This is a genomic window from Mesorhizobium sp. ISC15, from assembly GCF_037162615.1.
Classification (GTDB): Bacteria; Pseudomonadota; Alphaproteobacteria; order Rhizobiales; family Rhizobiaceae; genus Mesorhizobium; species Mesorhizobium mediterraneum.
On sequence record NZ_JAVSPX010000001.1, the window covers coordinates 5063677 to 5086412 of the forward strand.

The 22736-nt window shown below is 63.0% G+C and carries 22 protein-coding genes; 9 read left to right on the forward strand and 13 right to left on the reverse strand.

Features of this window, described 5'->3' with window-relative positions:
- The first annotated feature begins 3 nt into the window (after nt 1–3).
- Both RPG13_RS24350 and RPG13_RS24355 read left to right on the forward strand, forming a co-directional pair.
- Nucleotides 4–798, forward strand: coding sequence for an SAM-dependent methyltransferase (locus tag RPG13_RS24350; RefSeq protein WP_126105912.1), 795 nt, complete (start codon nt 4–6; stop codon nt 796–798).
- Between the two features lie 48 nt (nt 799–846).
- Nucleotides 847–1098, forward strand: a complete 252-nt coding sequence (locus tag RPG13_RS24355) for a hypothetical protein (RefSeq protein ID WP_101954435.1) — start codon at nt 847–849, stop codon at nt 1096–1098.
- Between the two features lie 9 nt (nt 1099–1107).
- Here the strand turns inward: RPG13_RS24355 and RPG13_RS24360 are convergent, their stop codons facing one another.
- Complete coding sequence (locus RPG13_RS24360; protein WP_127292411.1) at nt 1108–3420, reverse strand: glucose/quinate/shikimate family membrane-bound PQQ-dependent dehydrogenase; 2313 nt, start codon at nt 3418–3420, stop codon at nt 1108–1110.
- A 253-nt stretch (nt 3421–3673) separates the two neighbouring features.
- On the opposite strand from RPG13_RS24360, the gene RPG13_RS24365 reads away from it, so the two are divergent.
- Complete coding sequence (locus RPG13_RS24365) at nt 3674–6364, forward strand: ATP-dependent helicase (protein WP_337126226.1); 2691 nt, start codon at nt 3674–3676, stop codon at nt 6362–6364.
- Nucleotides 6361–6798, forward strand: coding sequence for a hypothetical protein (locus RPG13_RS24370; protein WP_337126227.1), 438 nt, complete (start codon nt 6361–6363; stop codon nt 6796–6798). The genes RPG13_RS24365 and RPG13_RS24370 overlap by 4 nt, the downstream gene beginning before the upstream one ends.
- 9 nt (nt 6799–6807) lie before the next feature.
- Here the strand turns inward: RPG13_RS24370 and RPG13_RS24375 are convergent, their stop codons facing one another.
- Complete coding sequence (locus RPG13_RS24375; RefSeq protein ID WP_337126228.1) at nt 6808–8004, reverse strand: MFS transporter; 1197 nt, start codon at nt 8002–8004, stop codon at nt 6808–6810.
- A 153-nt stretch (nt 8005–8157) separates the two neighbouring features.
- On the opposite strand from RPG13_RS24375, the gene RPG13_RS24380 reads away from it, so the two are divergent.
- Nucleotides 8158–8733: a TMEM175 family protein gene (locus RPG13_RS24380; protein WP_126105907.1), complete on the forward strand. Its 576-nt coding sequence runs from the start codon at nt 8158–8160 to the stop codon at nt 8731–8733.
- Nucleotides 8734–8739: 6 nt separating this feature from the next.
- On the opposite strand, the gene RPG13_RS24385 is transcribed toward RPG13_RS24380, so the two are convergent.
- A complete protein-coding gene (locus tag RPG13_RS24385) occupies nt 8740–9021 on the reverse strand; it encodes a hypothetical protein (protein ID WP_029351415.1) in 282 nt (93 codons plus the stop codon).
- Nucleotides 9022–9154: 133 nt separating this feature from the next.
- Here RPG13_RS24385 and RPG13_RS24390 point away from each other — a divergent pair, with 133 nt between their 5' ends.
- Nucleotides 9155–10021 (forward strand): SDR family NAD(P)-dependent oxidoreductase, encoded by an 867-nt coding sequence (locus RPG13_RS24390; protein WP_337126229.1) that lies wholly within the window; start codon nt 9155–9157, stop codon nt 10019–10021.
- A gap of 3 nt (nt 10022–10024) precedes the next feature.
- Here RPG13_RS24390 and RPG13_RS24395 read toward each other — a convergent pair whose 3' ends face one another.
- The 3 genes from RPG13_RS24395 to RPG13_RS24405 form a co-directional block, all read right to left on the reverse strand.
- On the reverse strand, nt 10025–10453 hold the full coding sequence (locus RPG13_RS24395) for a low affinity iron permease family protein (protein WP_164547170.1): 429 nt from the start codon (nt 10451–10453) through the stop codon (nt 10025–10027).
- Between the two features lie 93 nt (nt 10454–10546).
- Complete coding sequence (locus RPG13_RS24400) at nt 10547–11188, reverse strand: antibiotic acetyltransferase (protein WP_337126230.1); 642 nt, start codon at nt 11186–11188, stop codon at nt 10547–10549.
- 96 nt (nt 11189–11284) lie between these two features.
- The gene (locus RPG13_RS24405; RefSeq protein ID WP_442921394.1) at nt 11285–11779 is read right to left on the reverse strand and encodes a CreA family protein; all 495 of its coding nucleotides are present in this window, start codon (nt 11777–11779) and stop codon (nt 11285–11287) included.
- A gap of 209 nt (nt 11780–11988) precedes the next feature.
- On the opposite strand from RPG13_RS24405, the gene RPG13_RS24410 reads away from it, so the two are divergent.
- The gene (locus tag RPG13_RS24410) at nt 11989–12567 is read left to right on the forward strand and encodes an SCO family protein (RefSeq protein WP_337127049.1); all 579 of its coding nucleotides are present in this window, start codon (nt 11989–11991) and stop codon (nt 12565–12567) included.
- Nucleotides 12568–12632: 65 nt separating this feature from the next.
- Entirely contained in the window at nt 12633–13505 is an 873-nt protein-coding gene (locus RPG13_RS24415; protein ID WP_337126232.1) for a 50S ribosomal protein L11 methyltransferase, read from the forward strand.
- Between the two features lie 34 nt (nt 13506–13539).
- Here RPG13_RS24415 and RPG13_RS24420 read toward each other — a convergent pair whose 3' ends face one another.
- Complete coding sequence (locus RPG13_RS24420; RefSeq protein ID WP_095483353.1) at nt 13540–13725, reverse strand: hypothetical protein; 186 nt, start codon at nt 13723–13725, stop codon at nt 13540–13542.
- A gap of 271 nt (nt 13726–13996) precedes the next feature.
- Here RPG13_RS24420 and RPG13_RS24425 point away from each other — a divergent pair, with 271 nt between their 5' ends.
- Nucleotides 13997–15841, forward strand: coding sequence for an aminopeptidase P family protein (locus RPG13_RS24425; protein ID WP_337126233.1), 1845 nt, complete (start codon nt 13997–13999; stop codon nt 15839–15841).
- Between the two features lie 29 nt (nt 15842–15870).
- Here RPG13_RS24425 and RPG13_RS24430 read toward each other — a convergent pair whose 3' ends face one another.
- The 6 genes from RPG13_RS24430 to RPG13_RS24455 form a co-directional block, all read right to left on the reverse strand.
- The gene (locus RPG13_RS24430; protein WP_337126234.1) at nt 15871–16167 is read right to left on the reverse strand and encodes an AzlD family protein; all 297 of its coding nucleotides are present in this window, start codon (nt 16165–16167) and stop codon (nt 15871–15873) included.
- Nucleotides 16164–16892: an AzlC family ABC transporter permease gene (locus RPG13_RS24435; RefSeq protein WP_337126235.1), complete on the reverse strand. Its 729-nt coding sequence runs from the start codon at nt 16890–16892 to the stop codon at nt 16164–16166. The genes RPG13_RS24430 and RPG13_RS24435 overlap by 4 nt, the downstream gene beginning before the upstream one ends.
- A 148-nt stretch (nt 16893–17040) precedes the next feature.
- Entirely contained in the window at nt 17041–17733 is a 693-nt protein-coding gene (locus RPG13_RS24440; RefSeq protein ID WP_337126236.1) for a DUF2461 domain-containing protein, read from the reverse strand.
- The gene (ligA, locus tag RPG13_RS24445) at nt 17730–19880 is read right to left on the reverse strand and encodes an NAD-dependent DNA ligase LigA (RefSeq protein ID WP_337126237.1); all 2151 of its coding nucleotides are present in this window, start codon (nt 19878–19880) and stop codon (nt 17730–17732) included. Before ligA ends, RPG13_RS24440 begins: the two co-directional genes overlap by 4 nt.
- A 237-nt stretch (nt 19881–20117) precedes the next feature.
- Nucleotides 20118–21788, reverse strand: coding sequence for a DNA repair protein RecN (gene recN, locus RPG13_RS24450; protein WP_292624797.1), 1671 nt, complete (start codon nt 21786–21788; stop codon nt 20118–20120).
- Between the two features lie 13 nt (nt 21789–21801).
- Entirely contained in the window at nt 21802–22671 is an 870-nt protein-coding gene (locus RPG13_RS24455; RefSeq protein ID WP_127205066.1) for an outer membrane protein assembly factor BamD, read from the reverse strand.
- Nucleotides 22672–22736 lie beyond the last annotated feature (65 nt).

Here is a 22736-nt window from a genome sequence, read left to right on the forward strand (position 1 = left end):
CCAATGGTCGCGCAGCAGAAAATGATCCGCATCTACGACCGGGTCATGAAGAGCAGCAAGCAGCGCCGCTACTACGGCGGCAGCGGATTCTACAATTTCGGCTACTGGGCGACGGGCGCCACGTCGCAGCGCGAAGCCAGCGAAGCGCTTGTCGACACGTTGCTGGCGCGGCTGCCGAAGAAGGACGGCCGCATCCTCGACGTCGCCTGCGGGCTCGGCGCATCGACGAAACGGTTGCTGCTGTCCTATCCGCCAGAGGCCGTCACCGCCATCAACATCTCCGCCGCCCAGGTTGCGACGGCGCGCCAGAACGCTCCCGGCGCAGCGGTGCTGCAGATGGATGCCGTCAAGCTCGCCTTCGCCGACGAAAGTTTCGACGCGGTCATCTGCGTCGAGGCGGCCTTCCATTTCGATACGCGTGCGGCTTTCGTCGCGGAAGCCTTCCGGGTGCTCAAGCCCGGCGGCGTGCTGGTGCTGTCCGACATCCTGTTTCGGGGCTTCACCTCTGCAATCTCTGATCGCCTTGGCGTGCCGAGGGCCAATCTGGTCTCCGACATTGCTTCCTACCGGGTGCTGTTCGGCGTGGCCGGCTTTCAGGACGTCAAGGTAGAAGACGCCACCGACAATTGCCTTGGCGGCTTCCGCCGCAGCCTCGTCGCGTGGCCGGCATCGGAACGGGCGAAAGGCACCATGAGCCTGAAGTCCAGCCTCGGCACCGCCATCGTCTGCCGGCTCATCGCTGGTTATTTCGGCGCTGTCGCCAAGGCCTATCTGCTGGTCTCGGCGCGAAAGCCGTAACGCGATCGCGCCACGCCGTCATCACGTTTTTGTAATTGATGGCAAATCTTGACGTTCCTGCCACAATATAAAGGAAAGCTGCTGGTGGTGACGTCGCCCACGCTGGCTGGCTCTGACAAGAAGGAACAAACGCGCATGACCTTCCCCACCCCGATCCTCGTAAGCGCATTCGTGCTTGCCGGCGCTGCCCTACTGACGCTCCGGTCCGCAGCCTTCGCTGCCACCAGGCGATCGATGGTCAAGGTCCGCAGCAACCGGCGCCGGCCTGCAAGCAGCGTGAAAAGCAATCCTGGCCTCTGAAAGAACTCTCTACTTCGGCAGCGTGTAGGCCATCACATAATCCCCCGGCTTGGTGCCGACCGAGCCATGGCCGCCGGCGACGATGACCACGAATTGGCGTCCATCGGCGACCGTGTAGGTCATCGGCGTCGACTGCCCGCCGGCCGGCAGCCGGGTCTGCCAGAGCTGCCTGCCGGTCGTCAGATCATAGGCGCGGAAGAAGTCGTCGACCGCAGCACCAAGGAAGGCGACGCCGCCGGCGGTGATCATCGGCCCACCGATGCCCGGCACGCCGACCTTGAACGGCAGCGGCAGCGGCGTCATGTCGTAGACGGTGCCGTTGCGATGCTTGTAGACGATCTTGCCGGTCCTGAGATCGGCGCCCGCGACATAGCCCCAGGGCGGTGCCTGGCAGGGGATGCCGAGCGGCGACAGAAACGGCTTCAATATCACTGCATAAGGCGCACCTTCATTGCGGTTGAGGCCCTGTTCGCTGCCTTTGGTATCGCCCGGCGGCGGCACGTCCGCGCGCGGCACCAGCTTGGAGATGAACGCCAGGTATGTCGGCATGCCGAACATCACCTGCCGGACCGGATCGACCGCCACGCCGCCCCAGTTGAACGTGCCGAAATTGCCGGGATAGATCAGCGAGCCTTGCAGCGACGGCGGCGTGTAGCGGCCCTCGTAGCGCAGTTTAAGGAACTCGATCCGGCAAGCCAGCTGGTCGAACATGGTGATGCCCCACATGTCGGCGCCGGTCAGCGGCTTCGGATTGAAGCTCAGGTCCGAAACCGGCTGCGTCGGCGAGGTGTGGTCGCCCTCGATCGCGCCGCCCGGCGCCGGCACTTCGTTGATCGGGACGATCGGCTCGCCGCTGCGCCGGTCGAGCACATAGAGGTCGCCCTGTTTGGTCGGCCCGACCAGCGCCGGCACGACGCCGGCAGCCGTGGTGATGTCGACCAGCGTCGGCTGCGCCGGCACGTCCATGTCCCAGAGATCGTGATGCACGGTCTGCCGCACCCACCGCAATTGTCCGGTGTTGAGATCGAGCGCTGTGACCGAAGAGGAGAATTTCTCGTCATTGGCGCTCCGCCCGGCGCCGAGCTGATCCGGCGTCTTGTTGCCGAGCGGCACATAGAGCAAACCGAGCTTCTCGTCGGCGCTCGCCGTCGACCACATGTTGGGCGAGTTGTTGGTATAGGTCTGACCCGGTGCCAGTGGCGTCGTCTGGTCCGGATTGCCCGAATCCCAGTTCCAAATCAGGGCGCCGGTGTCGACGTCGAAGGCACGGATGACGCCGGACGGCTCCTGCGTTGAATAATTGTCGTTGACCGCGCCGCCGACGATGATCTTGTTGGCGACGATCAGCGGCGCCGACGTCGAATAATAATAGCCCGGCTTCGGATATGGCATGTTGGCGAGCAGGTTCAACGTGCCGCCTTCGGCAAATGTGGGACAGACCTGGCCATTCGCGGCGTCGAGCGCGATCAGCCGGGCGTCGGATGTCGGCAGATAGACGCGTGCTGCACAGGGCTGGCCGGCGGCGATTTTGGCATCGGCATAATAGGACACGCCGCGGCACGTCTGGTGCTGGCGGTCCTTGTCCAGCTTGACCTGGGGATCGAAGCGCCATTTCTCCTTGCCGCTCGCGGCATCTATGGCAATGGCGAAATTGTGCGGGGTGCAAATGTAGAGCGTGTCGGCGACCTTCAGCGGCGTCACCTGATAGGTTGTCTCAGTGACGTCGTCGGGCCCTTTCACGTCACCGGTGCGATAGGTCCAGGCCGGCTGCAAATTGGCAACGTTTTCGACGGTGATCTGGTCGAGCGGCGAATAGCGCTGGCCATACTGGGTGCGGCCGTAAAAATGCCATTCGCCGGCTGGCACGTTGCCGCCGAGGTCGGCCGTTGGCGTCACCTCATCGGTATTGAGTTCGCCGGCGATATCCTTTGGATCGGTTGTCATCGAATAGCCGGCGACGGCAAGCGACGCCAGCACCGCGAGGATCAGCGGCGCGCGTCCATCGGGACCGGTGAGCCCGCGCCGCGCCCACGGCGTCAATAGCCACAACGCGATAAGCACGATGATGCCGCCGCGCGGACCGAGTTCCCACCAGTCGAAGCCGATTTCCCAGACCGCCCAGCAGAGCGTGCCGATGACGATCGCCGCGTACAGCCACAGCGCCATGGATTTGCGCCTGTAGAGCAGCCAGCCAGCGACGAGGAAGGCGATGCCAGCAATGATGTAGTACCAACTGCCGCCCAGCGAAGCTAACCAGATGCCGCCGCCACCAAGCGCCAGGCCGATGAGGAAAAGGATGAGGGAGGTAACGACGACAGCCAAGACGATGCTCCTTCGACTGGTGCGCGCTTCGCAACGCGTCTATGGGCAACCCGGCATTGCGTTCCTGCCCCGAGCACAACTTTCTCCGGCCCGCCGTGGCTGTCAAGCAAGCTCCGCGTTTTAGGCGTGGACCCACAGCAAGCTCGACGTTTTGGGTCGCGGACCCATCCAGATTGTGGTTCTACGGACTGGATAGAGAACAAAACGGAGACACTTCTGGCCTTTCGCTGCCGAATCACTACATTCGGGGGAGATGTCCGGCTTTTCGGAAGATATGCCTTTTTTTGACGAACCGAACGCGCGGCCCGTGGCCCCGTCGGGCATTGCTGCGCGCGCCATGGCTGCCCGCAGCGGCCACAACAATGCGCCCGATTATCTGAACGGGCTCAACCCCGAGCAGCGGCTGGCGGTGGAAACCACCGAAGGCCCGGTTCTGGTGCTGGCCGGCGCCGGCACCGGCAAGACGCGCGTCTTGACCACCCGCATCGCCCACATCCTCGCCACCGGTAAGGCCTTCCCGTCGCAGATCCTCGCCGTCACCTTCACCAACAAGGCCGCGCGCGAAATGAAGCAGCGCATCGGCCTCTTGATCGGCGAAGGCAATGTGGAAGGCATGCCGTGGCTCGGCACCTTCCACTCGATTGGCGTGAAGCTCTTACGCCGGCACGCCGAGCTTGCCGGGCTCAAATCCGATTTCACTATTCTTGACACCGATGATGTCGTGCGCCTGATCAAGCAGCTCATCCAGGCCGAAGGGCTGGACGACAAGCGCTGGCCGGCCAAGCAGTTCGCCCAGATGATCGACGGCTGGAAAAACAAGGGGCTTGGCCCCGCCGACATTCCCGAGGGCGACGCCCGCGCCTTCGCCAACGGCAAGGGCCGAGAACTCTACAAGGCCTACCAGGAGCGGCTGAAGACGCTGAACGCCTGCGACTTCGGCGACCTCCTGTGCCATCCGATCCGCATCTTCCGCGCCAATCCGGACGTGCTGAAGGAATATCATAAGCGTTTTCGCTACATCCTCGTCGACGAATATCAGGACACCAACACCGCGCAGTACATGTGGCTGCGCCTTTTGGCGCAGCGGCCACAATCCTCCCCCCTTGAGGGGGAGGTGCCCGCGAAGCGGGCGGAGGGGGTTGCCGCAGAAGGCACCGCCAGAGCGTCGAGCACTGCCGCACGGACCCCACCCGGCCGGGCTTTGCCCGGCCACCCTCCCCTCAAGGGGGAGGGAAACCCGCGCCCGGCCACGGTTAATATCTGCTGCGTCGGCGACGACGATCAATCCATCTACGGCTGGCGCGGGGCCGAGGTCGACAACATCCTGCGCTTCGACAAGGATTTCCCCGGCGCCACGATCATCCGGCTGGAGCGCAACTATCGCTCCACCGCGCACATCCTCGGCACCGCCTCCCACCTCATCGCCCACAATGAAGGCCGCTTCGGCAAGACGCTGTTCACCGAAAAAGTCGCAGAGGACGATGAGAAAGTGCACGTCCATGCCGCCTGGGATTCCGAGGAGGAGGCCCGCGCCGTCGGCGAAACCATCGAAGCCTATCAGCGGCAGAAGCACAATCTCAACGACATGGCCATTCTTGTCCGAGCGTCCTTCCAGATGCGCGAATTCGAGGACCGTTTCGTCACGCTCGGCCTCAACTACCGCGTCATCGGCGGCCCGCGCTTCTACGAACGCCTCGAAATCCGCGATGCGCTGGCCTTCTTCCGCGTCGTCGCGCAAGGCGCAGACGACCTTGCCTTCGAGCGCATCGTCAACGTGCCGAAGCGCGGGTTGGGCGAAGCCACCATCCGCCAGATCCACGATACCGCCAGGGCGCTGCGCATCCCGATGCTGGAGGCCGCCGCCAAGCTCGCCGAAAGCGACGAGCTGAAGCCGAAGCCGCGCGCCGCGCTGCGCGAGGTATCAGCCAATTTCGAGCGCTGGCAGAAGGCGCTGGAAACCACGCCGCACACCGAGCTGGCCGAGACCATACTGGAGGAGAGCGGCTATACCGATATGTGGAAGAACGACCGCTCGGTGGAAGCTCCTGGCCGGCTGGAAAACCTGAAAGAACTGATCCGCTCCATGGAGGAGTATGAGTCGCTGCGCTCCTTCCTCGAACATGTCGCACTCGTGATGGACGCCGAGCAGAACGCCGAGCTCGACGCCGTCAACATCATGACGCTGCATTCGGCCAAGGGCCTCGAATTCGAGACCGTGTTTCTCCCTGGCTGGGAGGAAGGCCTTTTTCCACACCAGCGCGCACTCGACGAGGGCGGCCGCTCCGGGCTGGAGGAAGAACGGCGGCTGGCCTATGTCGGCCTGACCCGTGCCAAGAAGAACCTGCATTTGTGGTTCGTCTCCAACCGCCGCATTCATGGTCTGTGGCAATCGACGATCCCGTCGCGTTTCCTCGACGAATTGCCGGAAGCCCATGTCGAGGTCGCCGAAAGCGGCAACAGCTACGGCGGTTATGGCAATTCCTATGGCGGCGGCTCGTTCGCATCGGGCCGTGGCGGCCAAGGAGCAGGAAGGCAGAACCCCTATGGCGCCTCGCGTTTCGACAATGTCGGAGCCGAGAAATCCGGCGCCTTCTCCAACACCTATGCGACGCCGGGCTGGCAGCGCGCGCAACAGAACCGCACCGAGGCAACCGACCGCAACTGGGGCTCGCGCTCCGGCCATCAGGTCGAGCGCATTGGCTATGGCGAGACCGACTCGGGCTATGGTGCCGGCCGCACCAGCGTAAAAGGCCGGACCATCGACGGCGAGCTGGTCGCCAAATCCGTCGCTGACACGCCGTCGGCCTTCAATGTCGGCGACCGCGTCTTCCACCAGAAATTCGGCAACGGCAACATTTCGGCCATCGACGGCAACAAGCTGACCATCGACTTCGACAAGGCCGGCCAGAAACGGGTTCTAGACGGGTTTGTCACCGGGGTGTGAGAGACAGCAAAATCAATAAAAAGAGCTGGATCAGACGCACGCCGACCCTCGCCGCAATCGACATCGCCACCCACATCAACAAGGTCGCGTCCTGGTCCTTCATCCTGTTCGGCGTCACCATCGTGCTCTTCGCCACGGTGCGCGCCACCGGCGCGGTGATGCCGCCTCTGATCATCCTGGTGATCTCGGTGCTTCTGGTGCGCACCAGCTTCGCCTATTTCTTCCGAAGCGTGATCGGCGAGGAAGCGCTGTGGTGGAGCTTTCCGGTCGGCTCGATCACCTCGCTCGCGCTGGCAGCGGCCTATTACCGCTTCGGTCGCTGGCGCACTATGCACATGATCGAGGACAGGCCGGCCGCCGCCGAGCCGCCGGACACCGGTCTTGGCGTGCCGCGCCAGCGCGCGAATCTTTCGCCCGAAACGCCGAACGGCTGAACGAAGGGCTCACAGCGCATATCTGGCGCCAAACGCGAGCGCCACCAGGGAAAAGATCGTGATCATGCCGGCAAAGGCCAGGCTTGCCATTGTCGCGCTTATCACCGTCGACAGGATGCCAATACCGATGACCGGCAGCGCATTGCCGCAAAAGCAGCAGATAAAGAAGGCTGAGACCACTTCGGCGCGGCGGCTGGCCGGCGCGATCTGGTTGACCACTTGCAGGCCGCCACGATAGCCGAGCGCTGCCGCGACGCCGCAGAACGCAGTCGCGGCGATCATGATGGCCATCGAAGCGAAGACCTGCGCCGCCACGACCAGGACGACGGTCGGGATCATCAGGGCCAAAGCCGCGAGCATGGTGCTGCGGCTCGAAAGGCGTGTCGTCACCAATATGGTGACGGCGGCCACGATCGCCAGTTCGAAGAACAAGGCGCCGGCCAGGGCATGGTTGATCATATGGAGCTGCTGCGCCAGTATGCTCGGCGCGAGCGCCGCGTAGAAACCGACCAGCGCCATGGCGCCGAAGCCGGTTACCGCTGGCGCCACGAAACCGGCGCGGATTTCACCAGGCACCGAGAACCGTGGCTGCATGGAGATATCGGCCAGTTTTCCCGGTTGTGAAATGGTTTCTCGCGTGCGCCAGACCAGCGCCGCGACAAGGGCAAGCACCGCCAGATAAACGACGAATGTCAGCCTTAGTGGCCACGGCGCATATTCGGCAAGCAGTCCCGCCGCCAGCGCGCCAAGACCGAGACCAAAGAAATTGGTGCTGGTGGCAATGATGGCGGCACGTGATTTGTCGTCGGTAGCGACCAGCTCGGCGAGCCAGGCGGTGCCGGTTCCCGCACCGACGCCTATACCCAAGCCGCTCAGAATCCGGGCGATGTCGAGCCACGCGACATTTTCGGCGAACAGGAAAAACAGCGCGCTGACGACCGCCACCGTCATCGCCGCCAAGGCGGCCGGCCGGCGGCCGATGACATCCGACACGCGCCCGAACATCAAAAGCGCCGCCAGGTTACCGATGACATAGACGGCATAGACCAGGGTAAGGGTGATCTGCGAGAAGCCGAACGCCTGTTTGTAGATGACGTAAAGCGGCGTCAGCACCGTGCTGCCGGCGAAAAGAACTGCGATCATGGCAGCAACGGCGGCCATTGCCGCCCTGCCGCCGAGCTCGTTATCGCACGTCATGGCGATCATTTCGACCTCCAGTTGTCAGGGAATCGTGACGCTAACGCCTGTTTCGGGCCAGGTGTTCCCCTCCTCGGACGTGCTCCTGACAGGTTTGGCGGTATTGCCGGTGGCGCTGCGCGAAATCATCTTTTAACTTCAGCGCATTGGTAAGGAGAATCCATGGGCAAGGGACGGGTCGAGGCATTTACCGATGGCGTCATGGCCATCATCATCACCATCATGGTGCTGGAATTGAAGGTGCCGCATAGCGCGGAATTTTCCGCGCTGGCACCTCTATGGCCCACTTTTCTCAGCTATGTGCTGTCCTTCATCTATGTCGGCATCTACTGGAACAATCTGCACAACATGTTCCACACCGTGCAGCGCGTCGATGGCCGCGTGCTGTGGGCCAATCTGCATCTGCTGTTCTGGCTGTCGTTGATGCCCGTGACCACCGCCTTCATGGGTGAAAACCATTTCGCGCCGGTGCCTGTCGCCGTTTACGGTGTTGTCCTGGCGCTTTGCGCGGCCGCCTACTTCATTCTGGTCGTCATACTGCATCGGCTGCATGGCAACGACACTGCCTTCGCCAGAGCGGTAGGCACCGACCGCAAGGAAAAGATCTCGGTGGTCCTCTACATCGCCGCCATTCCGCTGACCTTCGTCAATCAATGGATCAGCGTCGCGCTCTATGTGCTGGTTGCCATGATCTGGTTCGTGCCGGACAAGCGGTTCGAAAAGCAGATCGAAAAATAGGTCCGCCTAGCCTCGCATCGCTTTCAGCTTTTCCGCCACCGAGGCAGCAAGGTCGGCGTAGCGCTCCTCCAGCCGCTCGGCCGCCTTGATCACCGAAAAATCATGGCCGAATTTTTCCAGTGCCATGCGCAGCTTCTCGACGAATTCCGCCTGTTTTTCGAGCGCCGAAAACAGCGTCTTCACTTGCGCTTCGCTGATGTCGGGATTGGCAAGCATTTGCGGCACTTCGCGGCTCATCTGGTCGCCGGTAGCGGTCTGTTCTTTCAGGATCTCGATCCAGTCGGTCAATCGGTAAATCTCCTTTTTGTCAGGACAGCATGCGCAGCGCCTGCCGATGTGGTCAACCCAAGGGCGCCAAAGCGGGCTTGCGCGAGCCCCTTGCCGCGTTAAGTTCGGCGCAACTTGAACGAGGACAATCGCCATGACCACCGACGCCGAAATCCAGACCGCTTTGCCTGCGCTAGCCTCCGGCAACGTTGCCGTCATCACCGGCAGCGCCAGCGGCATCGGCCTTGCCGCGGCCAAGCGGCTGGCGGCGATGGGCCTGAAAATCGTGCTGGCCGATATCGGTGGCGCGCGGCTCGACGAGGCTGCCCGCGCCGTTGCCACGATTGCCGGCGATAACGCGGTGCTTGCTGTCGCCACCGATGTTTCCAAGGCCGACGAACTAGACCTGCTGGCCGAAAAGGCATTCGGTGCCTTCGGCGAGGTGTCTTTGTTGATGAACAATGCCGGGGTCGGCAACAATCCCGGCAAACCCTGGGAGAACCGCGACGCCTGGAAGCGGCTGCTGGACATCAATTTCTGGGGCGTCGTCCATGGCGTCGAGGCCTTCGCGCCGCGCATGCTGGCGGCCGGCAGGCCGGGCCTGATCGTCAACACCGGCTCCAAGCAAGGCATCACCACGCCGCCCGGCAACCTTGCCTACAACGTCTCCAAATCAGGCGTGAAGACCTTCACCGAAGGCCTGGCACACGCGCTGCGCAACGAGCCCAGCGCAAAGGTTGCGGCGCATCTGCTCATTCCGGGGTTCACTTTTACCGGCCTGACCGAGGGCGCGACCAAAAAACCCGCCGGTGCCTGGACAGGCGAGCAGGTGATCGACTTCATGCTGACCGCGCTGGTGCGTGGCGACTTCTACATCCTGTGCCCCGACAACGAGGCGACACGACCCATGGACGAAAAGCGCATGGCCTGGGCGATCGGCGACATCATCGAGAACCGCCCTGCTCTGTCGCGCTGGCACCCGGACCACAAGGACGCTTTCGCGGCGTTCATGGAAAGCTGACGCTTACGCCGCACGGCTCTTCGAGCCGCGCTTTTGCGCAGCGGCTTTCTTGACCGCCGCATCGGCGATCTTCTGGTCATGCCGTTTCGCCGCCTGTTCACATTTTTTGCGGATCTCCTCGACCTCGGATTCGGTCAGGTGCTCGATGCCGATAAAAGTATTGTGAGCTTTGCCGGCCCGGATCAACTCGTCGAGTTTCGTCTGAATCGCCGTGCCATCGCGGTTCTGGGTGTTCTGGATGAGGAACACCATCAGGAAGGTGACGATCGTCGTGCCGGTATTGATGACGAGTTGCCACGTATCGGAAAAGCCGAAAATCGGCCCGCTTATCGCCCAGGCCATGATGATCAGGCAGCAGATGGCGAATGTCGACGGCAGACCGGCGAGATGGGCGACGTAGTTGGCGATCTTCGTGAAACGCTTCTCTATCATGGTAGGGAGAAACAACCGGCAACCGCTCCGGGTTCCCTGAAAGGAGGGATTTCACGGAATTTCACGGACATAGCCGTGCACGCACCCGCAAGATCAGGGTATTTCGTTTTCCCAGCGGTCGAGGAAAACCTCGATGGACAGCGCCTGCATGTCGGGGACCGCCTTGGCCAGTTTCTCGACCGGCCAGTCCCACCAGGCAAGGCTTTCGATCCGCGCGGCGATGTCCGTCGCGAAGCGTTGGCGCAATTGCCTGGCCGGAACGCCGGCGACAATCGCGTAGGCAGGAACGTCGTGCGTGACCACCGCATTGGCGCCGACGACCGCGCCATTGCCGATGGTCACATCAGGCATGATCACCGCGCCATGGCCGATCCAGACATCATGGCCGATGCCGACGGATTGCGCCCGCCGCCGTTCCCGGAAAGCCGCGTCGACGCCCAGCCAGCGAAAATACTCGTTCGGGCGGTAGCTGACCTTGTGCTGGGTCAGCCGCTCAATCGGATGCTCCAGCGCGTTGATGCGGCTGTTGGCGGCGATCGAACAGAACTTGCCGATGGTCGTGTAGATCGCCTCGGCGTGGCGCTCGAAATAGGAGAAATCGCCCACTATGACTTCACGCAAGATGACCCGCTCGCCGATCGAGGCGTAGCGTCCAAGCTTGCACGCCTTCAGCTCCGCGGTCGGGTGGATACGCGGCTCGGGGTCTTTCAGGACGAGGTTTTCGGGACGGTCCATGCCGGCGCTTTACGCCGCCGCGCATGACGCTGCAAGCCGACTACAGCGCCGCGCGTCCGTTTGGACGCGCAAAGGACGCTGTAGCACTTCAAATTTCTATTTTGGCTTGCCGTTGGTCCACACCACGTTCTGGCCGTAGAGCGGCACGGTGGTGACCGACATTTTCGCCGAACCGTCCTGCACTTGGCGCGAGTGCGACAGATAGATCAGGGTCTCATTGGTTTTGTCGTAGATGCGGTTCACCACCTGCTTCTTCCAGATCAGGCTGATGCCTTGCTTGAAAACCTCCTCGCCGGCCTCGCTCATGTCGATGTCGCTGATGGTGATCGGCCCGGTCTGGCGGCAGGAGATCGAGGAATCGGACGGATCCTCGAACCAGTTGCCCTTTTGCAAGCGATCGATCACGCCGCGGTCGAAATAGGAGACGTGGCAGGTCACGCCTTCGACCTTGGGGTCCTTGATTGCCTCGACGATGATGTCGTTGCCTAGCCAGTCGACGCCGACCTTTCCGACCTCCTGGGCGAAAGCCGCACCAGCACCGATGACAAGGCATGCGGCCAAAGCGCCGCCGATCAGTTTTCGCCCAATCAGTCCTTGCAAGGAAGCCTCCTGCGGTTCGAGTTTTGCCGACCTCAGGTGGGACCGGCGGCAGCGCTTTGCAAGCGGATCATTTTTTGACAGGAATGCCGGTTGCGGCAACGCGACATCTTTGCGCGCGCGAGATCAAACCGTTAAGAGTGTTCGCCGAACAAGCTTGCGCCGATACGGCGCCAATGAAAATCACGACGGACACCCAATTGATGATGCGTTCGATACTGGTCGGCATTCTTGTCCTGATGGCAGCAGGCATCGGCTGGCTCACCTTCGACTGGTACCGCGGGCACTATGGCGGCGAGCCGTTCGGCGCGCCGTTCACGCTGGTCGACCAGAAGGGCGCTCCGGTCACCGAGGCTGCCTTTCGCGGCCACCCCAGCGTCGTCTTCTTCGGCTTCACCCATTGCCCGGAGGTCTGCCCGACCACGCTGTTCGAACTGGCCGGCTGGCTGAAGACGATGGGTGACGACGGCAAGAACCTGCGCGCCTATTTCGTCTCGGTGGACCCGGAACGCGACACACCCGAAATCATGAACGCCTATATCAGCAATTTCTCCGACCGCATGCTCGGCATCACCGGCGATCCTGACAAGGTCCACGCCATGGCCAAATCCTTCGGCATCTATTCGAAGAAGGTCGATACCGGCAACGGCGACTACACGATGGACCACACCGCTTCGGTGCTGCTGCTCAACGCCAGGGGCGACTTCGCCGGCACCATCGCCTACGGCGAAAGCTCGGACACCGCCATCGCCAAGCTCAAGCGGCTGGCGGCGGAAGGTTAGTGCATGATCCCGAAAAGTGGGAACCGGTTTTCGGACAAGATCATGCTCACAAAGAAAATCCGTGGATGACCCAAACGCGGCTTTATTTCACCACTGGAAAGACCGAGGCCGACCGTATCTTCGCGGCGTTCGAAGCAGCCTTTGAGGACGAGGGCCTGCCGATTGCCATCCTCGAAGTCGATGAGGATCGCGACATCCACGAAGTGTCGCTCTATGCCGACGGCGATGTCGATGCCGTCGAGGCGCGCGTGGAAGAGGTTCTTGCCGGGCTTGCCCTGTCGAGGCCGATTGCGCGCGAGCCCGTGCCTGATATCGACTGGGTGACGCGCTCGCTGGAGGGACTGAAACCGGTGCGCGCCGGCCGGTTCTTCGTCCACGGCGCGCATGACCGCAGGAAGCGCCACAGCGGCGAGCTCGCCATCGAGATCGAAGCGGGCCTCGCCTTTGGCACCGGCCATCACGGCACCACGGCCGGCTGCCTCGAAACACTGGAACAGGTCGTGCGGCGCGAGCACCCGCGCAACGCGCTCGACCTCGGCACCGGCAGTGCCGTGCTGGCGATCGCGGTGGCCAAGCTCGCCCACATCCCGGTGCTGGCGACCGATATCGATCCGGTCGCCATAAAGGTCGCAGCCGCCAATGCGCGGCTCAACCACGTCACGGCGCTCGTCGAAACGGCGACGGCGCCGGGCTTCCACCATCCGATCTTTGCCGCGCGCGGCCCCTTCGACCTCATCGTCGCCAACATACTGGCGCGGCCGCTGATGCGGCTGGCGCCCGAAATGGCCGGGCATGTCACCTTGGGTGGCTCGATCGTGCTATCAGGCATCCTCGACCGGCAGCGTGACGCGGTGATCTCGGCCTATGTCGGCCAGCGGTTCCGCCATGTCAGGACGTTGCACCGCGAGGGCTGGGTGACGATCCACCTCAAGCGGTGACGCGCAGCGCCTTCAAACGCAAGCAGCAAGTCGCTCAGACGTAGGGCGACCTTGCCGCCTTCCTCAGCTCTTCGCGATCGTAGCCGTGCGCTTTCAGCGTTTCGTCGTCAAAGCCAAGCAGAACGCCGCTCACATAGCGGCTCGCTTCGCGCTGGCGCGCTTCGATGAGAGCGTTCATGGCGCTTCGGAAAAATCCGCGTCTGGCTGAAATCGTGGACATGATGGTCTCCTTTGCAGTGCAATAAGAGTCGTTCCTCCACTCCAAAAAGGTAAGCTCTGCTGACCTATTTGAAAATCGCTGATTCTGCATGGCGTCTATGCGCAAAAGCGATGCTGCTGGACCAAATCCCGTCGGTTGTCAGGCGGCTGATGCTGTAGCACTTTGATCTTGCGCTGATTTTCTCCGAACCGAAGATCAGCCCAGCAAAAGTCGATTCCGATTTTCGGGGTCATGCGCTACGGTCGCGCCAGCATCCGAGGAGAGCCCCGTCATGTTCCAGACTTTTGATTCCGCCGGCGACCCAGCCGTCGGCAAGCCGCGGGTGGCGCTGCTGCGTCAATGGCTGGCGGCCAACGGCCTGGATGGCTTCATCGTGCCGCGTGCCGATGAGCATCAGGGCGAATATGTCGCCGACCGCTCGGCGCGGCTGAAATGGCTGACCGGCTTCAGTGGCTCGGCCGGCATCGCTATCGTGCTCGGCGGCCGCGCCGTCATGTTCGTCGACGGACGCTATACGCTGCAGGTGCGCCAGGAAGTCGATCTCGACATCTTCTCGATCGAAAGCCTGGTCGACAATCCGCCTCCCACTTGGATCAAGGACAATCTCGGCAAGGGCGTGCGGCTTGGCTTCGATCCGTGGCTGCAGACGATCGGCGACGTGAAAGCGCTGAAAGCTTCGGCCGAAAAATCGGGGGCGGTTTTGGTGCCGCTCGAGAAGAATCCAATCGACGCCATCTGGAAGGACCAGCCCGACCCGCCGCGGGCGCCGGTCGAGCTCCATCCGATCGCCTTTGCCGGCGAACTGGCCAAGGACAAGCTGGCACGGCTGGCGTCGGCCATCGGCAAGGATGGCGCCACCCATGCCGTGCTGACCGACCCGTCCTCCATCGCCTGGGCCTTCGACATCCGCGGCGGCGACGTGCCGCATACGCCGCTGGCGCTCGGCTTCGCTGTGCTCGCCGGCGACGGGTCGCACCAGCTTTTCATGGACCAGCGCAAGTTTTCGCGCACCGTCGCAGCTTATCTGACGCAGCTTGCTGAACTGCACGAACCCCGTGACTTCGAAGCGGCGATCGCGGCTCTGGCCAAGGGCGGTGCAAAAATCGCGCTGGACCCGGTGCTGGCGGCGGAGAAGCTCAGCATGCTGGTCGAGGACAATGGCGGCACCGTCATATCGGCGCCCGATCCAGCCCGCATTCCACGCGCCACGAAAAACCAGGCCGAGATCAACGGCGCCCGCGCCGCGCATCGCCGCGATGGCGCCGCCGTGGCCAAGCTGCTCTGCTGGCTCGACCGCCAGAAACCCGGCAAGCTCGACGAAATCGCCGTCGTCACCAAGCTCGAGGAGTGCCGCCGCAGCACCGGCGAGGAAACGCAGATGCCGTTGCGCGACGTGTCTTTCGACACGATCTCGGGCGCCGGTCCGAACGGCGCCATCATGCACTACCGCGTTTCCCGCGCCACCAGCCGAAAGCTTCAGTCTGGCGAGCTGTTCCTGCTCGATTCCGGCGGGCAGTATCAGGACGGCACCACCGACATCACCCGCACTGTGCCGATCGGCAATCCGACCGAGGAAATGCGCGAACGCTTCACGCTGGTGCTGAAGGGCATGATCGGCATTTCCATGCTGCGCTTTCCCCCGGGCACGCGCGGCTCCGAAATCGATGCCGTGGCGCGTCTTGCCCTGTGGAGACATGGCTGCGATTTCGCCCACGGCACCGGCCACGGCGTCGGCTCCTATCTGGCCGTTCACGAAGGCCCGCAACGCATCGCCAAGACCGGCACTGAGAAGCTGCTGGCGGGCATGATCCTCTCCAACGAGCCGGGCTACTACAAGGAAGGCTCTTACGGCATCCGCATCGAGAATCTCATCCTGGTGACGCCGGCCGAACCGATAGAGGGCGGCGACATCACCATGCACGGCTTCGAAACGCTGACGCTGGCTCCGATCGACACCAGGCTGGTGCGCACCGACCTGTTGACGCGTGACGAGCTGCACTGGCTCGACCAATACCACGCACGCGTGCTGGCCGAGATCGGACCGATGCTCGATGGCGAGACGCTGGCCTGGCTGGAAAAGGCAACCGCACCGCTGCCGCACGACCAGAAGTCGTGATTTTCACAAAGGCGTGTAGCAGGTTTCGTCTATCCGACGAACTGCCGGGCGAGGATCAGCACGGCGGCACCGGCCAAAAACATCGCCATAAGCCCGCCGCGCAGCGAGACCAGCCCGGCGACGATCAATGCCGCCCATTCCGTCGGCCCGGCGCCAAGGGCCGCGGGCGCCACCAGCGTCGTCAGCACCGCCGCCGGCACGGCGTTCAGCCCTGCCTCGACGCGCGGATGGACGTTTTCGAAGCGCGAGATCACCAGATGGCCGCCGATGCGGGTCAGATAGGTGGCGATCGCACCGGCGATGATGATCCACAAGGTCATGCTCATGACCGCGCCTCCACACCGCTGTGGTGCGGCGGCAGGATGACCGCGAGCAGCACGCCGGCTACGGCGCCAATGGAGACGTGCCAGGGCGAGCCCACCGTCTTGTAGGCGATGATGGAGGCAGCAGCACTGGCGACGACCACTGGCAGCCACAGTGGCCGTTTGCGAAAGCTCATGACCAGTCCGAGAAAATAGATCGGCAGCAGGAAATCAATGCCCAGCGCACGCGTATCGGGAATGAGCTTGCCGAACATCGCGCCGAGCGCGCTTTCGGTTACCCAGAACACATAGACCGGCAGGCCAAGTCCCATGTACCAGGCGAAGCCGACCGTCTCGCCGGCCTCCGCCTTGCGCTCGGCCACCGCGAACTGCGGATCGGTGAGCAGGAAATAGCCTACCGCTTGCTGGACCAGCGGCCAGTGCGCGATGCGCCGGCCGATACCGGCGGAATAAAGCACATGGCGGAAATTCACGGCGAAGATCGACAGCACGATCAGCCATGGCGCGACATGCTGCCCGAACAATTCGATACCCACCATCTGGCTCGCGCCGCCGTAAACCATGGCGCTCATCAGGACGGCTTCGAGCACCGAAAAACCATTGTCGACGGCAAGCGCCCCGAATAGCAGCCCAAACGGCGCCGCCGCCACCACGATGGGCATCGAGAGTCGCACGCCTTGCCAGAAATCGCTCTTCGCGCGGTTTTCGGAGATTGCTTCCGCCGACATCAGCCACTCCTTGGGGGATCAGTCCTAGGGAAAAGCCGTATGTAGGGAGCGCCGCTTGCCTTGTCACACCAATTCGCTTGAGCCAATGATCAGCGGAAATGATCGGCGCAGCCGTGTTGCACGTTCAGGCCTGCGCATCGGTCCGGAGCTAGTCTACCGGGATCTTGCCTTCGATCACCCTGCCCCAGTCGAGCAGCGGCCTGGCGCGCAAAGTGAAATCGACGAGCTCGTCGACCAATGCCGGCCCGTGGATTCCCGCCGGGTCGATTTCGTGCCGGACGGCGAAATGCCGGTTGCGGATGGCCGCCGCGAGATCGGCCTCAGTGACATGCTCGAAGCCACGTGGTGCACGCTTCATGCAACCTTCCGCATCAAGTTCGAGACGGTTTTGCTTCAGCGTCTTGATCAGCGCCCGGAATTCACCCGGCCGCGTCGCGATAGCCTGGCGCATCGCCAGCAGCAGCGCCGGCCCGGGCTGCCACCAAGCAACGCCGGCAAAACAGCGCTCGAGCCCGATATAGACGAACAACACGCCCTGTTCCATCTTGGTGCCGTCAGGCGAAAGAATTGCCGACAGATGCCGGTTATAGGGTCGTTTATCCTTGGCGAAACGCACGTCGCGATTGATCCGGAACAGCGACTTCTTGCGATCGCCGCGCAACCCCAGCCCCACTACAGCAAAGCGCTCGGAGAGCGTTTCGACCAGATCGCCGAAAGGATCGCGCAACTCGCTTTCGAAAAGGTCGCGGTTTTCGACAAACCACTCCCGGCGCTGATGAAAATTGAGCGCCTTGAGGAAAGGAAGGGCCTTTTGGCCGAAACCGCTAAATGCCACCGTCACGCCCTGCCGATCCGCACGAACCACGCATCCTCGTCGATCACTTCGATGCCGAGCTCGGTGGCGAGCTTGAGCTTGGAGCCGGCACCTGGTCCGGCAACGACGAGATCGGTCTTCTTCGACACCGAGCCGGCGACCTTGGCGCCTAGCTTTTCGGCCATTGCCTTGGCCTCGTCGCGCGACATTTTCTCCAATGCGCCGGTGAAGACCACCGTCTTGCCGGAGACCGGCGACGACACGCCACCGACCGGCTCCTCGTCGAGCACTGTTACTTCCGCCAGCAATGCGTCGAGCGCCTGCCGGTTATGGTCTTCAGCGAAGAAGTCGACCACCGCTTCGGCCACGATCGAGCCGATGCCGTTGATGCCGTTCAACTCCTGCCAGGCGGCGTTGCCCGGGTCGCCCTTGCCGGACGGCATGACGGCGCTTTGCCCGGTTTCGCGGAAAGCGGCAAAGGAAAGAAAATGGCGGGCCAGCCGCTTGGCGTTGGTCTCGCCGATGTGGCGGATGCCGAGCGCATAGAGGAAGCGCGAGAACTCGACCTGCCGCCGGTCGTCGATTGCCGCGAACAGCTTGCGCACCGAGGTCGCGCCGAAACCGTCGACATTCTCGAGCTTGGTCAGCGATGCTGCCTGCCGTGCCTTCAGCGTGAAGATGTCGGCCGGCGAATAGATGCGCAGCGACGGATCCTCGGCATGGAAGAAGAACTCAATCTGCTTCTCGCCCAGCCCCTCGATATCAAAAGCGCCTCGGGACACGAAATGGCGCAGACGCTCCACCGCTTGCGCGGGGCAGATCAAACCGCCTGTGCAGCGCCTGACCGCTTCACCCTCCTCGCGCACGGCGTGGCTGCCGCAGGCCGGGCAAAGCACTGGGAATGCATATGGCATGCTGTCGGGCGGCCGCTTTTCCATGACCACGTCGATGACCTGCGGAATGACATCGCCAGCACGCTGGATGCTCACCGTGTCGCCGATGCGAATGTCACGGCCTTCGCGGATCGGCTGGCCGCTATTGCCGATGCCCTTGATGTAGTCCTCATTGTGCAGCGTCGCGTTGGTCACCACGACGCCGCCGACCGTCACCGGCACAAGCCGCGCCACCGGCGTCAGCGCGCCGGTGCGGCCGACCTGGATGTCTATGCCGGTCAGGATCGTCGTCGCCTTCTCGGCGGGGAATTTGTGCGCGATCGCCCAGCGTGGCGAGCGTGACACGAAGCCCAGCCGCTGCTGCAGCTCAAGGCTGTTCACCTTGTAGACGACGCCGTCGATGTCGTAGCCAAGCGTCGCCCGGTTGGATTCGATCAGCCGGTATTGTTCGAGCAGCCCTTCGACACTATCGAACAGCTTCATCAGCGGGTTGACCCTGAAGCCAAAGCGCTCGAACGCTGCCACCATGCCCATCTGCGTGTCGGCGGGCATGGCGTTCACCGCGCCCCAGGCATAGGCGAAAAACCGCAGCGGCCGGCTGGCGGTGATCGAGGTGTCGAGCTGGCGCAGGGAGCCTGCCGCCGAGTTGCGCGGATTGGCAAAAACCTGCTTTCCGGCCTCGGCATTGCGGCGATTGAGCTCGGCGAAATCAGTGAGGCGCATATAGACCTCGCCGCGCACTTCCAATACTTCGGGAAAATCCCCCGAAAGCACATTGGGAATCTCAGCGATGGTGCGGGCGTTGGCTGTCACATCCTCGCCGACCTGGCCGTTGCCACGCGTTGCTGCCGTCACCAGCCGTCCCGCCTCGTAGCGCAGCGACAGCGACAGGCCGTCGATCTTCGGCTCGGCCGTCATGGCCAACGGCGCGTCGGCGCCGAGCCGCAAGAAGCGGCGAATGCGGCCGACGAAATCGATCACGTCCGCATCGGCAAAAGCGTTGTCGAGCGACAGCATAGGAATGGCATGGACGATCTTGCCGAATTTTTCCGAGACCGCCGCGCCGACTTTCCGTGACGGCGAATCCTCGCGCACAAGATGAGGAAAACGCTGCTCGATGGCGAGATTGCGCCGCCGCAGCGCATCGTAGGCGGCGTCCGAAATCGTCGGCGCATCTTCGGCATGGTAGCGCAAATCATGGCCGGCGATTTCCTGCGCCAACCGCTTCAGCTCGCTTGCTGCCTCGCTTTCATCAAGCGAATCGACAGGTTTTTCGGACATGCACTGCTCCTCGACGCATGATCCCGAAGCTCGGAACGATCTTCGGAAATGACTATGCGCAAAATCAAATTGCTACAGCGTCCTTTGCACGTCCGAAAGGACGCGCGGCGCTGTAGCGGCGGCGCCACAATAGATCAGGATTTTCCCGCAAGGGAGCCAGATCGTGAGAAAATCATTCCGGAACAGCAGCATGGAGCCACATCCTGACTCGATCCATAACGCCGAGCGTGAGTTCCGCTATGCTGCGGTGTTCTCCCGCAGCAGACGCTCGGCCGCCGCGCGTGCCTCGTCGGTGATCGTCGCTCCAGCCAGCATCCGCGCGATCTCTTCCTGACGCGCTGCCCGGTCCATCTCGGCGATACCGGTCGCAACCCGGTCGGCGCTGCCGGATTTGGAGATCAGGAAATGCGTCGCCGCACGCGCCGCCACTTGCGGCGCGTGGGTGACCGAAAGCACCTGCACGCGCTTCGACAATCGCGCCAGCCTTTGGCCTATAGCGTCCGCAACCGCGCCGCCAACCCCAGTGTCGATTTCATCGAAGACCAGGGTCGGCGCCGAGCCACGGTCGGCCAGCGCCACCTTCAGCGCCAACAGGAACCGTGAAAGTTCGCCACCGGAAGCGACCTTCATCATCGGCCCCGGCCTTGTGCCGGGATTGGTGCGCACCCAGAACTCGACCTGATCGATGCCGTCTTCCATGCGGCTCTCGGCCTCACTTGCCATCTCGACGATGAAGGCGGCCCGTTCGAGCTTGAGTGCCGGCAGTTCGGCCATCACCGCCTTGGTCAATCCGACCGCCGCCGCATGGCGAAGCGACGAAAGCTGTGCCGCGGAAATGTCGTAGGTCTCGCGGGCGGCGGCGGCTTGCTTCTCCAGCCCATGCAGGCGCTCCTCGCCGGCGTCGAGGTCGGCGAGATCGGCCGCCATCGTGTCACGCAGTTGCGCCAGATCGTCGACCGCCACACTGTGCTTGCGTGAGGCGGCACGCAGCGAAAACAGCCGCTCTTCGGCCTCCTCCAGCCTCCGCGGATCGTATTCGGTGGCGCGAAGTGCCGCTTCGACCCCCGACTGTGCCGCGTCGAGCGACAACATCGCCTCATCGAGCGATTTGACCACGTCTTCGAGCAAGCCGGGCGCCTCGGTCACCTTGCGCTGCAGTCGCCGCAACAGGCTGGCGAGTTGCGGCAGGGGCGAGGACGGGCCCGAGAGCACATCCTGTGCGTCGTGGATTTCCGATGCGATCTTTTCCGCCCGCATCATCGAGGTGCGCAATTCGGCTAGGTCGGCTTCCTCGCCGGGCTGGGGATCGAGCTTCGTCAATTCGGCGACCGCGGCGCGTAGATAGTCGGCCTCGCGGGCCGCCGCTTCCACCTTGGCGCGGTGTCGCGAAAATTCCTGCTCGCAGGCCCGCCAGTGCCGCCATGCCTCGCCGGTCGCCCGGGCCGCGCCGAGATGGCCGCCAAAACTGTCCAGCAATTCGCGATGGGCACCGGGATCGACCAGGGCACGCTCGTCATGCTGGCCGTGGATCTCGACCAGCGCGTGACCGACGTCGCGCATCAGCGTCACGCTCGAAGGCTGGTCGTTGACGAAGACGCGGGTACGGCCGTCTGCCGTCTGCACGCGGCGCAGGATGATGTCGCCATCGTCCTCGATAGCGTTGTCGGCAAGCAGCATGCGGGCAGGATGGTTGCGCGGCACGTCGAACACGGCGATGACTTGGCCCTGTGCCGCGCCATGCCGCACCAGCGAAGCGTCACCGCGGGCGCCAAGCGCCAGCGACAGCGCGTCGAGCAGGATGGATTTTCCAGCGCCGGTTTCGCCGGTCAGCACCGAAAGGCCGGACGAGAAGTCGATGTCCAGCTTCTCGATCAGAACGATATCGCGGATCGACAGTCTGGAAAGCATGGTGACGCGCCGCTCAGGCGCCGGTGATCAGCTTCCCGGCCTTGGCGATCCACGACCCGGCATTCTCGCGCGGCTCGAGCCCACCACTCTGCAGGAGCTTGTAGGAATCCTTGTACCACACGCTGTCGGGATAGTTGGTGCCGAGCACAGCCGCGGCAGTCTGCGCCTCCGATGTCAGCCCCATCGCATAGTAGCTTTCGGTAAGGCGCGCGAGCGCCTCCTCGACATGGCGCGTGTTGGAATAGGTCTCCACCACGTTGCGGAACCGCTTGACGGCGGCGATATATTCACGGCGCTCGAGATAGTAGCGGCCGATCTGCATCTCCTTGCCGGCGAGCTGGTCGTTGGCGAAGCGGATCTTTTCCTTGGCGTCATCGACATACTCGGAATCGGGCCAGCGCGTCACCAGATCCTGCATCGTCTGCACGGTCTGACGCGCTTCCTTCTGGTCCTGGGTGACGTCCCTGATTTGCCGGTAGTAGCTCAGCCCGATGATGTACTGGGCATAGGCGGCGTCGTCGGTCGAGGGATAGAGCGTGAGATAGCGCTTGGCCGAACCGATTGCCTCGCTATAGTTGCCCTGGCGATAGTCGGCAAAGGCGCCCATCACCATCGATTTGCGGGCATATTCCGAATAGGGATGCTGGCGGTCGACCGCACTGAATTTGCGGCTCGCCTCCTGCAGGCGCCCGGCATTCAGATTGGCGAGGCCCTGATTGTAGAGAACGTCGGCCGGCTCGGTCTGCTCGACATAGGTCGACAGGTCGACATCCTTCTCGGACGACATGCAGGCCGACAGGAACAGCGATGGAACAACCACCGAAAGCGCCAGGAAAACAGACCGATGCGGCGCTTTCGATTGACCAATTCGCTTAAAAAACATGATTGGATTCCGCCCTTTCGGCGTCATTTCAGTCGTCATTCGCTCTGGGGCAGCAGCCATAAACC